Below are 12706 nucleotides of genomic sequence, written 5' to 3'. Positions count from 1 at the left end.
TTCGTTTTCGAGCAGACTACTCTGCTTTTATTTTTAAGGACTGTAGAACTTTTTTAGGATCCTGGAATTTCACTTTGACTTTCTGGTCGTCTTTCACTTTCTGGACTCCTTCCAAGAGGAAACGGTCTTTTTCTGAAAGTCCAGAAGCAATGACATACACATCCGGAAGTTCATACGCCACTTTGATGTTTTCGGATCGTACGACTCCATTTTTACCCACCACAAAAACATATTTCTGATCCTGGATTTCGTACGTTGCTTTCTGTGGAATAATAAGTGCGTTTTTGAGTGGAATTGTCATCCGTACTTTCCCTGTTTCTCCGTTTCGAAGCAATTTATCCGGATTTGGAAATTTAGCTCTGAAAGCAATGTTTCCCGTTTCATTGTCAAACTCCCCTTCAATGGTCTGGATTTCTCCGTTTTGAGGGAAAGACTCTCCGTTTGCCATTACCAGATTTACCTGCTGGTTTCCTCTGTCTGCCACATGAGTCTGATAGCTTAAATATTCCGGCTCGGAAACATTAAAATAGCTGTACATATTGGTATTGTCTGACAATGAAGTCAACAGATCGCCTTCATCAATTAAACTTCCTAACTTTAGAGGAATTCTATTGATCATTCCTGAAAAAGGTGCTTTAATATCTGTAAATGACAAATGGATCTGGGCGAGCTTCATTTCTGCATTCGCCGCATCCAGTTTGGCTTTTGCCATTGCCCTTTCATTAGAAGAAACGATATTATTGCTTGCCAAAGTACTTGCATTTCTCAGCTCTATAGATGCCTGTTCTACTTCTGCTTTCGCTTTCATCAATTCTGCCTGATACAGTTGTGGCATAATTCTGAATAAGGTTTGACCTGCATGAACGTACTGACCTTCGTCTACATAGATTTTTTCCAGAAAACCTTTTTCCTGAGCACGGATTTCTATATTTTTTACAGACTGAACCTGCGCAACGTAATCTTTATTGATAATAGTATCCATTTTTACCGGGGATGTAACCGGGTACGTTGCTTCTTCTTCTTTTTCCTCTTTTTTGCCGTTACAGCTTAAAAATAATAAGAGGGTGCATAACGTAATGCCTGAGACTACTCTTTTCATCATGATTTTAAGTGATGTATTAATTCGTTAAATGTTTAAATAGATAAGGTAGAGTGCAGCATTATCTCATAAGACAATGCAACAGCGATATTCCGGAAAGGAACATATAAACTTTAGAAAAAGAATTTTATATTCTGATAGAGCGGATAAGAATGAATTTCTTTACCGATAAGAAATATGATAAAATACCATGAAGCGTACACTTCAGTCTTTCTTTATATGAAAAAACAAAAATATAGATCAGCCCAAAGACACTTGCGAAAACCATCACTGCTTCGAAAGTATCCGAAAGCTGAAAATTATCCTCACTGAGTTCTAATGAGAAATTATCAATATCACTTGTGGTCTGCTGAACAGAGAACTTTGCAGATGACTGATCTGACGGGTTGGTTTTTTTTTGAATTTGGTGAGAAACTTGCGTCGAAAAATCAGTTGGTACTGTTTTAGCATTAAACCTGCTTTCTACTAAAAAGAGCAGAAATAAGGTGGTTAAAAAGTAAATAACAGAGTTTCTCATATTGCTGCAGCAAAGTTAAGCCTACATTTAATAAGTCGAAACAGCATTAACAAAATTTAACGCTTCTTTAATTAACCTGAAAGCCTGTATTAACAATCAAAATTGACTTTACTATAAATAATTTAAATTATAATAAATATAAATTTAATCATAAATTAGATCATCATTTTATTTAAATTATTAAAAATTAACAGATTTTAATAAAAAAAAGCGTACTTTTGCATTACCACCAACAAAATAATATGAATTTTTAAAAATCACTAATCACAATGAAATTAAAATTATTTGGATTAATCATAATCCTAATTCTCACAGGATGTAAACATGCATCTAAAGACCCAGATTTGGCGATGCTTACTGCGCCATCAGAAAAAGAAGATGTTGTAAAAGACGTTATCACAGACCGCCACGGCGAGCAAATGGAAGTTGTTACCAATACGACAAAAAATAGAATTACCATACATCTGAACGGGACAACTTACGAGCTGATAAAAAATAAAACGATGCCCGGCTTCTCTACGGCAGATAATGAATACCAATTTACCGAAGCCAACAATGAAGTCACGTTTCTGAAAAAAGATGCAGATATGGTTTTATTCCACAGTAAAAAGAATCAGTCATCTTCAAAAATGGCATCTCAATAATAAAAAAAGACGTTTCTAATAAACGTCTTTTTTTGTATCAAATCTGTCAATATTTATTTCTTCAGGCAACGGAATTTTTTTCTCTATAAGATTAAACAGATTTTTTGAAAAGAAACAGCCATTTAAAATTCCGCGGGCGCCCAAACCGTTAAAAACATATAAATTTTCGTGTTTAGAATGCCTTCCAACGATAGGTCTTCTGTCTTTTACGGTAGGTCTGAACCCAAAATTTGATTCTATAATTGCAAAATTTTTGGGATAAATTTCCTTTAAACCGTTTTCTAATTGTTCCACTGCCGAGGCATCAATTTGATAATCCAACTGATCTCTGTCATAGGTTCCGCCATAAAAATAGAGTCCGTTTTCTAAAGAAAATAGAAAGTGCTTCTTTTTAATTGTAATGTCATCTGCAATTTCTTGGGATAATTTTACTTTAATATGATGCCCTTTATTAGGTATGACCGGAATGTGTGAAAAATAAGGATTATTCTTTACGGCCATTCCTTCGCAGAAAATAATGTTTTTAAAAGATAAATCTTTATATATTGAATCGGAAACATTAAGCTCTTCGTACTGAAATTTCTCTCTAACCAAATGAGAATGCGTTTCAAAATATGTGAGTAAATCAGTAAAAAAATGATAAACATCCAATCGGGCAGACTGATTTACTTTTCCGGTCCCGAAATGGTTATTCACCTCCTGTAAATGATAAAATTCTTTATGTAAGAAGCCTGAAAGTTCTTCCGAATGAGCTTTTTTAAGCCATAACTTTTGTTCATTTTCATCATGAAAAATACGATGGATCGGCGCATTAATAAAATAGTTTCTTCCGGTATAGGATTCTATTTCAGCTAAAGTTAAAGTAAGAAAATCCAACTGTTTCTGGGCCATCCAAAAGGTGGTAAATTTTTTCAGCACGACAGGATTAATAATGCCCGCAGAAACCTGCGAAGCACTTTTATAGCCTTCTGAAAAGATGACAAATGATTTATTATGCTTTATCAACTGATGCGCAAAAAAAAGTGAGGCATACCCGTCACCTACAATAATATAATCTACATTTTTCATGAGTGTATTTCTATAATTTATAAATTACAGTCAGTACAAGTCTGGAGACTTTTAAAAATTTAATTTATAATAAAAAAACCTGAGTAAAAATACTCAGGTTTTTTATAAATATCAAGTTGGAAATTAATAATTCCACAAATCATTTTCCATTTGAAGAATCTGATCTTTGATTCTGTCGCTTTCTTCTAACTGCTCATCAGCATTTCTAGGAATATAGTCCTTAATAACTCCATCTCCTAAACCTGTTGAAGATTTATAGATAATAGAAGAGAATCTTCTTGCATTAATAATATCATCAAAAGATAAATCTGCAGCAGAATTTTTCTTATTGAAAACGTAATTGTTTGCCAAAATCTCTCTTGCTTTCGGATAATACACCCAGAATAAATCTACCGGATCATTCGCTCCTTCCATAGGTTTTCCTTCAGCATCTAATCTTCCGATTGAAGTTGGATCCGGGCCCATTGCAGCAATACCTAGAGGTCTGTATTTCATCTGACCATCTCTCTTATCTACAAACCACATCCCCATAATCTTCAAAAGCTTAACTTTCTCAGTGGTTGTTCTGATACGGTCTGTCAATCTTAACTTTTCTTCGTCAGTTAAAGCTCTTCCAGAGTTCAAAATCTCGATAGCTTCATCATCTAATCTTACACTTTCCAATTTCTTCTGAATACCTTCAGGAGTTAATTTGGTGGTAAAATTTTCATCGTCGTAAACTTCTTCAATTTTACTGCTCATGGCAGCATCTAAAAGTATCTGATATAAAGATCTTGTATTTTTAGAAAGCAAACCGTCTGCATTATCATAATAGAATGGCTGATTAATTTTATCATTCAGATCTATAATTTCCCATACAAACATGCTTTTCAGGATGTCTTTATCATCAACGAAACCGTATTCAAGCGGAGTTACCTTATTGCTTATAACAGTATCTCCCACTTTTCTCATGTTTTCAGATCTCATTTGTCTGAATTCTTCTGGAGAAGAAGCATTTAGAATAGTCTGCGAAAAAGCAAATCCGGAAACTAATACTAAAAGACTGCTAATATATTTTTTCATAATATGAATTTACAAATTAATCTTATTGAACGTTAATAGTTACAGGTGAAATTTCTTTCAGTCTTTGATTACCTAAACCAGTAGCTGTTGCCTGAATATCATAAATCTGTACAACATCTCCAGGTCTAAGGTTTCTAAGCAATCCTTCTGCTGCAGAAAGTGAGCTTCCTTGAATCATACTTCCCGCTCTTCCTGGTAATTTGAGTATAAAGCTGTTTACTGTAAATGATACAGGGAAATCAAAATCAGGTAACGTAGCGACAACAATCTGGTTAGGGATAGAAGTTGCAGGCATAAAGTTTACCGCTTTACCTCTAATTTGTCCTTGTGGTCTTGGAATACCTTTGATTCTATATTCAAATACCTGAGATACAGTTCTACCGCTTGGTTCTCTACCCGATAATGTTAGCTGAACAACATTTCCAGATTGAGGAATTACATTCCATTTTCCGGAACCTGTACTTTTTACAACAGCACCACCAGAAGCAGACAATGATAATTTTGCGTTATCTGCACCTAAGATAGATCCTGAAACAGGATTTTCTAATCCTCTATACATTACATTCATTTTATCAGCAGAAAGTAAAAGTCCTTTTTCTAACTTAACTTCTTGCGGACCAGCAATAACATTATACGTATGCGTGAACGGGAATGTCTGAGCTTTACCTGACGCGTCAGTTAAAGTAATAACACCACCAATTTTATGCTCACCAAGACCTCCAGTGTTTAATGGAAGATATCCTTTACCATTTTCCTGTCTGCTTACTCCGCTAATATTAATTTTGCTGCTGTTAGAATAGGTTCCTAACATTACAATTGCTTCTGCTTTTTTACCAGACTGAATATCTGTAGGAGCTGATACAATTGCTTCATAGCTATTAAATTTGATGCTTGCATCTACTTTTTCCTGAAGCAATAATGCCAATGCATCAGACTGTACGTTTCTTGCGTCATTCTGAATAATTTCCAGATTCGACATTGCAGCAATTAATGGCTGATGATAAAATTTATTCTGAAACCATGTTTTACCGTTTGGTGACTGACCTTGCGGATATTCAGCAATAATAGATTTATTAGCTCTTGCTACCAAATCCTGAAGCTGAGGGTTATTCCCAAAAGTAGCTACAATATATTTTCTTACATCATCCATTTTTGCTTTCAGGTCTAAAGCTCCTTTTGAAGGTGTATTTTCATCACCGTCTTTGAAGAAGTAATCCATTGTAGCTTCATTATTATTAAGCGCTGCAAAGTTTTCACTTACATCAAGATCTTTTCCTGTTTTAGCATCCTTATCATGAAAATCGGATTTTGTTTTCAAAGTAGTTTTAACATCCTGAGCCGACTTCACAAGAGCATCAACCTTAATCTTCAATACTTTGTACTGCTCCCAAGGTGTAGCATAAGTATCGGGTACCTGTTGTGCTTTCGCCTCCAGAGTTTTTTCGAAAATCTTTTCGTTTTTTCTTTCAGTTAAAGTTCTTGTTTCATTAAGAGCCTTTGTAGAATCATAATATGATCTGATGATTTCTGCATCAATATTTAGGGCCATCATCGCGATGAACACCAAATACATCAGGTTGATCATCTTCTGACGTGGAGTCTGTTTTCCTTTTGCCATTCTCTTTTTCTTTAGTTTTGATTAAATGATTAAATGTAAAATGGTTTAGGAATTATGATTTCATTGCGGTTAACATTCCACCATAAACTCTGTTTAAGCTGTTTAGGTTAGATGTTAAACCTTGTAATTCTTGGTTAAATTTCTCAGAATGTTCTGCAGATCTCTGCATATCTTCAACATATTTTTTTGCGAAATCTGACTGTCTCTGACCACTTTCCAACTGCATTGCATATAGAGCATTCATGCTTTCCATATGCTGCGCCGCTTTGTTTAACTGGTCATTATATTTGTGGGTAGAAGCAGAAACGTCAACAGTTTGGTTGATCTGATCTACTGAATTTGAAAATTTATCAATTCCTGTTCTCAATCTGTCAAATAACTGAACGTCTAGCTTCGCATCCTGAAGCATTTTATCAAGTTTAGTTGAAAGTGAGTTTTCTAATTCTGCAAACTGTGCATTTGCATTTTTAGAAATATTTGAATGTAATGGGTTAGGACTTGCATGCTTATCCAATAATTCCGGATAAACATTTTCCCAATGATAAGATTCTTCGGCTGCTGGAGGATCAAAAGCGAAAATGATGAAAATAATTGCTTCTGTAATAAGCCCAACCGTAAGAGCGATATTACCATTAATTGGCCCTAATGTAATGTGAGTAATTTTAAGCCAAGCTCCAAGAATTACAATTGCAGCACCGAATGAATAGAAGAAATTCATCCAAGCATCTTTAGTCTTAAACATATAAATGAGTTTTTTTTAGTTAAATAAAAATTGTTGTGAATAAATGATTCAGATAGATTATCTGCTGACTCTTTTCGCTTTTACAGCTGCTTCAGGAATATCTTGTACGGTTCTGAAACCGATATAACTTCTCGCCGAGTCTTTTCTTTCCCAATCTCTTGCACCTGTCATCAACATATATCCTACATCTTTCCAAGATCCGCCTCTAACTGATTTTTTAGTATCTGTTTTATCTTTAGTGGAAGGATTTAAAGTAGAAGAGAATTCATAAGAAGAATTATTATATCCGGAATCAGTCCACTCAGCAACATTTCCTGCCATGTCAAACAATCCGTATCCATTTTTCTTGAATTTTTTCACAGGAGCTGTATAAGTATAGGTACCTTTTACATCATCTTCCATATAATTCCCTCTTTTCGGTTTGAAGTTTGCCAAATAGCATCCTCTGTCATCCATTAAATAAGGACCTCCCCAAGGATAAGTAGCATTTTGCATTCCTCCTCTTGCAGCATATTCCCATTCCAATTCAGTTGGAAGACGGAATCTCAAAGGTCTTTGTTTTCTTCTTTTTAAGCTTTCGTTGTAATCCGTCTTTAATTTAGATCTGAAATTACAATATGCTCTTGCCTGATCCCAGGTAACTCCTACAACAGGATAATCTTTGTAAGCCTTGTGCCAGAAATATTGCTCGAACAATGGCTCGTTATAGGCATAATGGAAATCATTTACCCAAACTGTTGTATCCGGATAGATGGCAATACTTTCACTTTTAAGGTAATTGATCCCTCTTTCGTTATCAGCAATTGCAGCATCCATATCACCCCACTGATAGTTATATTTTAATTTACTAACGTCCAAGATTCTTTCATTACCAACTCTTGAAGAAGCCGGTAAATACATTGATTCAAGAACTTCAGCATATTCTACATCAGGATATTTTGATGTATTCCAGTTCAAAGGAATTTTCCAGTCTAATCTTTTATTTTCATCATAACCTTCTCTTCCTCCCTGACCTTCAAGATATTCCTGATACGGTGTTAAATTTTCCTCTTTTTTTGCAAGATATGCATAATCTCCTATACTCGCTCCCTTTCCACCGCCTTCACCGCCTTCACCGGCAGCTTCAGCAAGCATCGTTCTAGCGATAGAATCTCTTACATAATTGATAAATACTCTGTACTCTGCATTTGTAGTTTCTGCCTCATCCATAAAGAAAGAAGACACAGTAACTGTTTTCAGATTTGCTTTTTCAGGAGTATTGGTAGGATCGTAATCCGCCAAACCCGCTACAAAAGATCCTGCAGGAATGGCAACCATACCGTAAGGTCTTTCCGCAACAAATGATTTTGTTTTTTCTCTTGGTATCAATTCTCCTTTTGTTCCAGGCTTCCCTGCTGAAGATCCACCACCTGAACAAGATACCGACGCTACCGACGCAGACAATAATAAAAGAAATATCCTTTTCATGTTAATTTTTATAATTAAGCCGTAAATATATAATTTTTTTAAGAAACTTTTAAGATTTTTTTTAGAATAACGAAAAAAATCTAAATTTATTTTATTCGCAAGTATTTTTACTCTACCGTTACCGATTTCGCAAGGTTTCTGGGCTGATCTACATTTGCCCCTCTATACACTGCGATATAATATGCCAATAGCTGTAAAGGGACAGATGCTACAATAGGTGAGAAACATTCTGAGGTTTCAGGAATCTCAATTACATAGTCTGCCATTGCGCTTACCTGCTTATCGCCTTTATTCACCACCGCTATTACTTTTCCCTTTCTTGCTTTAATTTCCTGTACATTGCTCACGATTTTATCATAATGGCCTTTTTTAGGGGCAATAATCACGATAGGCATATTTTCATCAATTAATGCAATCGGCCCGTGCTTCATTTCTGCTGCAGGATATCCTTCAGCATGAATGTAAGAAATCTCCTTCAGTTTTAATGCTCCTTCTAAGGCTGCAGGATAATTATAACCCCTTCCTAAATATAAGAAATTGGTGGCGTTGATAAAATCTTTAGCAATATTTTGAGTAAGTTCATGAGTAGCTTCCAAAACTTCTTCAATTTTTTTGGGAATTGCATTTAATTCTGCGATCAGCCTCATGAAATCTGCATTCCCCAAATTCCCGTTGTGCTTGCCTAATTTTAAAGCAATTAAAGAAAGAATGGTAAGCTGTGCTGTAAACGCTTTCGTAGAAGCCACTCCGATTTCCGGACCTGCATGAGTGTAAGAACCTGCATCTGTGATCCTTGCAATCGAAGAATCTACTACATTACATATTCCGTAAATAAACGCGCCTTTTTCTTTAGCAAGCTTCAAAGCAGCCATCGTATCGGCCGTTTCTCCCGATTGCGAAATGGCGATAACAACATCTTTATCGGTAATAATAGGATTTCTGTATCTGAATTCCGAAGCATATTCTACTTCTACAGGTACTCTGGCAAATTCTTCAATAAGATATTCACCGATAAGACCTGCATGCCACGAAGTTCCGCAGGCAATGATAATAATTCTGTTGGCATTCTTGAATCTTTCTACATGATCCCAGATGCCTGCCATTTTTATAACCCCTTCATCTACAAGAAGTCTCCCTCTCATCGTATCGTGAATAGATTTTGGCTGTTCGAAGATTTCTTTTAACATGAAATGCTCATAACCTCCTTTTTCGATCTGCTCAAGACTTAGCTTCAACTGTTGAATTTCAGGTATAATCTTAGAGTTATCAGTAATGGTTCTGATGTCTACTCCATTTTCTAAAGATAGCGTTGCCATGTGACCTTCTTCAAGATAAATAGCTTCTTTTGTAAATTCTACAAACGGTGACGCATCAGATGCAATGAAATATTCTTTCTCTCCAATCCCGATGGCCAATGGCGAACCTAATCTTCCTACCACAAGCACTCCCGGATAGTCTTCATGCATCACTGTTACAGCATATGCACCATATACTTCGTTAAGGGCATATCGTACAGCAGTAGGAAAGTCTGTTTCAGAATTCAAATCCATAAAATACTGAATAAGATTGACCAGTATTTCAGTATCTGTCTCTGACTTGAATGTAAAACCTTTATCAGTAAGCATGATTTTAATGGTATCATAATTTTCTATAATACCGTTATGAACAATGGCTATTTTTCCGTCATTGGATAAATGCGGATGTGAATTTCTGTCACTGGGAACACCATGTGTCGCCCAACGCGTGTGACCCATCCCAATTTTTGCAGTACCTTTTAAACTGCTTGAAATGTTAACGAGATCATCGACTTTGCCTTTTGTTTTTTCAACTTCAAAAACATTGTTTTCGCTTTCCAAAACAATTCCGGCACTATCATAGCCTCTATATTCTAGACGTCTCAAACCATTTATTACAATGTCGTAAGCGTCCTGAAAACCTGTATAACCAACTATTCCGCACATAAACTTAATAAGTGTTTTTGTTTTTTATTTTGTACCGTAGGTAACTTTTAATTGAATTCTATTAGCATTGTTAGGATCAGACCCTACAAATACAGCCCTCGTTGTCGAAAATGGCCGGGATGTATACTGATAGCCCGCCAAAGCACCTGTTCCGGATCCGGATGGGATAAAGGATGCCATATCCAATTTGAAATATTTATTCTGATAATCCTTTCCGGATTCTACAATATCTTTTAAAGATTGTGTTACTGTAAAATCGTAATAGGCAGGATTCTTATCCAGATCATAAACCCTCATATAAGCAAATGTAGGAATTCCTCCTAATTTTAGAAGATCTTCTGTAAAATTGGTCGTTGCTTTACCATCTACGATATCTTTCTGCAAAATGGTAATGTCGTCTTTCTGAGGTTTTTTATACTTATTATTCCATGCAACAGGATCTGTATACATTCGGATTTTAGCACTGATGATGGCAGCTTTGTTATTCTGATACAATGTTTTAAGCTGATTGATGGTTGCTGCTGGGAATTTGATTCCTATTGAATTCCCTCCCATTCCCTGAGCAAAAAGTTTTAAATCTCCTGTTGCCGTATTTCCTATAGAAGCCGCCTGTAAAGCAGATCCCGCCCTGTCGTATTTGTAATAACTGATGTGGGCATTGCCGTTTCCGACAGAGAAAGCATATTTCTTTTGAGTGGCTGTTGTAGAACCGGTATCCACAGATTTATAATACATGACAAGTTCAACTGTAGATGGAGAAAATTGAAATAAATATCCGTCGTTTTCATTATCATCAACTGAAATTCTCAACCCTCTGAAATACCTGATAAAATTGGATACGTCTTTTAGTTCAAGCTGTCCTTTCTTATCAATAATTTTGGTTTTGAAAAAAGTGGAGGATAGTGGTATTCTTAAACCGACTGCAGAAGAGGTATAAAGAGAACTGTTATCAGAATCTTTCGTAATGGCAACAGAATTCACATATCCGTTAAATGCCTTAGAACCCAGTTCGGTTCCGATACTATAATTTTTATTAGAATAAGCGATATCGCTATATCCGTTTAAAAATTCTGTCACCTCATGTACTCTGATGGTATATGAAGGTAAAGCACCATTGATTTTATATTTACCATATTTAACAACAGGATAATTGCTGACAACTTTTTTAGCAGCAATATTTCCGTCAGGATAGACATAGTTTTCATCCGTAGTAGTGGTTAAAGTATCTGAAGCATAAGTAGGCTTAATCACTAACACTACTGAATCTACAGCAGCACTGGTCCCGAAATCCGGATCATAAGCGGGTAATCTAAGCTGCGTAAAATAAGAAGCTTTCTGCAAACCGAACTGGCCTTCGTTAAAGGCTCCCAGAGTAGCCGCTCCCAATTTGCTAGCATCGGTTCTGACACTGTCATTATTACTGATATTGTATGCTGTAAGGTCATAAGACACCTCGTTTCCGTTTGCTGCACCATCCAAAAACAACTGTTCTCCTAAAGAATCCGGTTCCGGCTCGCAATTATGAAATAATACACCTCCCAAAATTATCATCGATAAAATGGTGAAGGTTTTTTTAATAGTATAAATCATCAAAAATGTATTTAATATAGTTTATTAATAGAATCCAGGTCTAAATATTCTGATTTAGACGTTGTCGTATCGTTAAAAGCCTGGTCAAGATCACCATCCAAGAATTCATCTCCTTTTACCACTTCATCCACATATTTCATGCTTTCGATCACAAAACTCTGAAAACTAGGATTAGTTAACGCATCTAAATCTGAAATATTGTCAAATTTTAATTTTTCATTGATACTTTTATCCAGCGGTGCATTTTTTTCATTATATAATGAAAGAACAATTTTTGCATCTTTGAAATAAGTATCAGATTTGTAATACGTCTTAAGATATACCGGGATAAATGACGCCATCCAGCCATTCAGGTGAATCACATCAGGAACCCAGTTTAGTTTTTTTATTGTTTCTATAACGCCACGCGCGAAGAAAATTGCTCTCTCATCATTGTCTCCAAAAGCGTTTCCTTCATCATCAAAGTAGTATTGTTTTCTTTTGAAATATTCTTCGTTATCAATAAAGTAAACCTGAAGCCTTTCTCCCGGGAGCGAAGCGACCTTAATAATAAGAGGCTGATCAAGATCATTGATAATAATATTCATTCCGGATAGCCGGATCACCTCATGAAGCTGAAATTTTCTTTCACTAATCTGTCCAAATCTTGGCATAAAAACTCTTACATCATTGCCTTCATTGTGCATTTTAAGTGCCATTTTATTTACCACCGAAGCTAAGTTTGTATCTTCCTGATACGGGTACATCTCTGTGGTAATGTACAGGATTTTCTGATTGGGCATATAATTTTATATAAATTTTTGAAAAATGCTTTAAAGTGCAAAATTACAAAAAAACATCCAACATTAATCCAATTAACATTTTTTTACAATAATTACTCCTTTCAGAATAGCAAATCTGAAAAATTATTATGAGATAATTAGTATTTTTGAATTGTT

The 12706-nt window shown here is 35.5% G+C and carries 11 protein-coding genes; 1 reads left to right on the top strand and 10 read right to left on the bottom strand.

Annotation, left to right across the window (positions count from 1 at the left end; all coding sequences use genetic code 11):
* Nucleotides 1-16 precede the first annotated feature (16 nt).
* Both N0B16_RS00775 and N0B16_RS00770 read right to left on the bottom strand, forming a co-directional pair.
* The gene (locus tag N0B16_RS00775) at nt 17-1099 is read right to left on the bottom strand and encodes an efflux RND transporter periplasmic adaptor subunit (RefSeq protein ID WP_262989951.1); all 1083 of its coding nucleotides are present in this window, start codon (nt 1097-1099) and stop codon (nt 17-19) included.
* A 127-nt stretch (nt 1100-1226) separates the two neighbouring features.
* On the bottom strand, nt 1227-1616 hold the full coding sequence (locus tag N0B16_RS00770) for a hypothetical protein (RefSeq protein ID WP_262988814.1): 390 nt from the start codon (nt 1614-1616) through the stop codon (nt 1227-1229).
* A gap of 269 nt (nt 1617-1885) precedes the next feature.
* On the opposite strand from N0B16_RS00770, the gene N0B16_RS00765 reads away from it, so the two are divergent.
* A complete protein-coding gene (locus tag N0B16_RS00765; protein WP_262988813.1) occupies nt 1886-2260 on the top strand; it encodes a hypothetical protein in 375 nt (124 codons plus the stop codon).
* A 15-nt stretch (nt 2261-2275) separates the two neighbouring features.
* Here N0B16_RS00765 and N0B16_RS00760 read toward each other — a convergent pair whose 3' ends face one another.
* From N0B16_RS00760 to N0B16_RS00725, 8 genes are all read right to left on the bottom strand, one after another.
* Entirely contained in the window at nt 2276-3328 is a 1053-nt protein-coding gene (locus N0B16_RS00760; RefSeq protein ID WP_262988812.1) for an NAD(P)/FAD-dependent oxidoreductase, read from the bottom strand.
* A 123-nt stretch (nt 3329-3451) separates the two neighbouring features.
* Nucleotides 3452-4390, bottom strand: a complete 939-nt coding sequence (porN, locus tag N0B16_RS00755; protein ID WP_262988811.1) for a type IX secretion system ring subunit PorN/GldN — start codon at nt 4388-4390, stop codon at nt 3452-3454.
* A 22-nt stretch (nt 4391-4412) separates the two neighbouring features.
* Nucleotides 4413-6008 (bottom strand): type IX secretion system motor protein PorM/GldM, encoded by a 1596-nt coding sequence (gene porM / locus N0B16_RS00750; RefSeq protein WP_262988810.1) that lies wholly within the window; start codon nt 6006-6008, stop codon nt 4413-4415.
* 52 nt (nt 6009-6060) lie between these two features.
* Nucleotides 6061-6750: a type IX secretion system motor protein PorL/GldL gene (gene porL / locus N0B16_RS00745; RefSeq protein WP_262988809.1), complete on the bottom strand. Its 690-nt coding sequence runs from the start codon at nt 6748-6750 to the stop codon at nt 6061-6063.
* A gap of 57 nt (nt 6751-6807) precedes the next feature.
* Nucleotides 6808-8217, bottom strand: coding sequence for a T9SS ring complex lipoprotein PorK/GldK (gene porK / locus N0B16_RS00740; protein ID WP_262988808.1), 1410 nt, complete (start codon nt 8215-8217; stop codon nt 6808-6810).
* A 107-nt stretch (nt 8218-8324) separates the two neighbouring features.
* Nucleotides 8325-10178 (bottom strand): glutamine--fructose-6-phosphate transaminase (isomerizing), encoded by a 1854-nt coding sequence (glmS, locus tag N0B16_RS00735; protein WP_262988807.1) that lies wholly within the window; start codon nt 10176-10178, stop codon nt 8325-8327.
* A 24-nt stretch (nt 10179-10202) separates the two neighbouring features.
* Complete coding sequence (locus tag N0B16_RS00730) at nt 10203-11768, bottom strand: DUF4270 family protein (protein WP_262988806.1); 1566 nt, start codon at nt 11766-11768, stop codon at nt 10203-10205.
* An 11-nt stretch (nt 11769-11779) separates the two neighbouring features.
* Entirely contained in the window at nt 11780-12550 is a 771-nt protein-coding gene (locus N0B16_RS00725) for a glycogen/starch synthase (RefSeq protein ID WP_262988805.1), read from the bottom strand.
* Between the last annotated feature and the right edge of the window lie 156 nt (nt 12551-12706).

The organism is Chryseobacterium gilvum, assembly GCF_025628965.1.
Classification (GTDB): Bacteria; Bacteroidota; Bacteroidia; order Flavobacteriales; family Weeksellaceae; genus Chryseobacterium; species Chryseobacterium gilvum.
The sequence above is the reverse complement of the archived record's forward strand: the minus strand, read 5'-3'. Positions and strand labels throughout refer to the sequence as shown.

Bases quoted from the DNA above. Each gene is read 5' to 3' on its own strand.
- N0B16_RS00725 (WP_262988805.1), bottom strand. From the start codon at position 12,550: ATGCCCAATCAGAAAATCCTGTACATTACCACAGAGATGTACCCGTAT.
- N0B16_RS00770 (WP_262988814.1), bottom strand. From the start codon at position 1,616: ATGAGAAACTCTGTTATTTACTTTTTAACCACCTTATTTCTGCTCTTT.
- porL (WP_262988809.1), bottom strand. From the start codon at position 6,750: ATGTTTAAGACTAAAGATGCTTGGATGAATTTCTTCTATTCATTCGGT.
- N0B16_RS00730 (WP_262988806.1), bottom strand. From the start codon at position 11,768: ATGATTTATACTATTAAAAAAACCTTCACCATTTTATCGATGATAATT.
- porM (WP_262988810.1), bottom strand. From the start codon at position 6,008: ATGGCAAAAGGAAAACAGACTCCACGTCAGAAGATGATCAACCTGATG.
- porN (WP_262988811.1), bottom strand. From the start codon at position 4,390: ATGAAAAAATATATTAGCAGTCTTTTAGTATTAGTTTCCGGATTTGCT.
- N0B16_RS00775 (WP_262989951.1), bottom strand. From the start codon at position 1,099: ATGAAAAGAGTAGTCTCAGGCATTACGTTATGCACCCTCTTATTATTT.
- porK (WP_262988808.1), bottom strand. From the start codon at position 8,217: ATGAAAAGGATATTTCTTTTATTATTGTCTGCGTCGGTAGCGTCGGTA.
- N0B16_RS00765 (WP_262988813.1), top strand. From the start codon at position 1,886: ATGAAATTAAAATTATTTGGATTAATCATAATCCTAATTCTCACAGGA.
- glmS (WP_262988807.1), bottom strand. From the start codon at position 10,178: ATGTGCGGAATAGTTGGTTATACAGGTTTTCAGGACGCTTACGACATT.
- N0B16_RS00760 (WP_262988812.1), bottom strand. From the start codon at position 3,328: ATGAAAAATGTAGATTATATTATTGTAGGTGACGGGTATGCCTCACTT.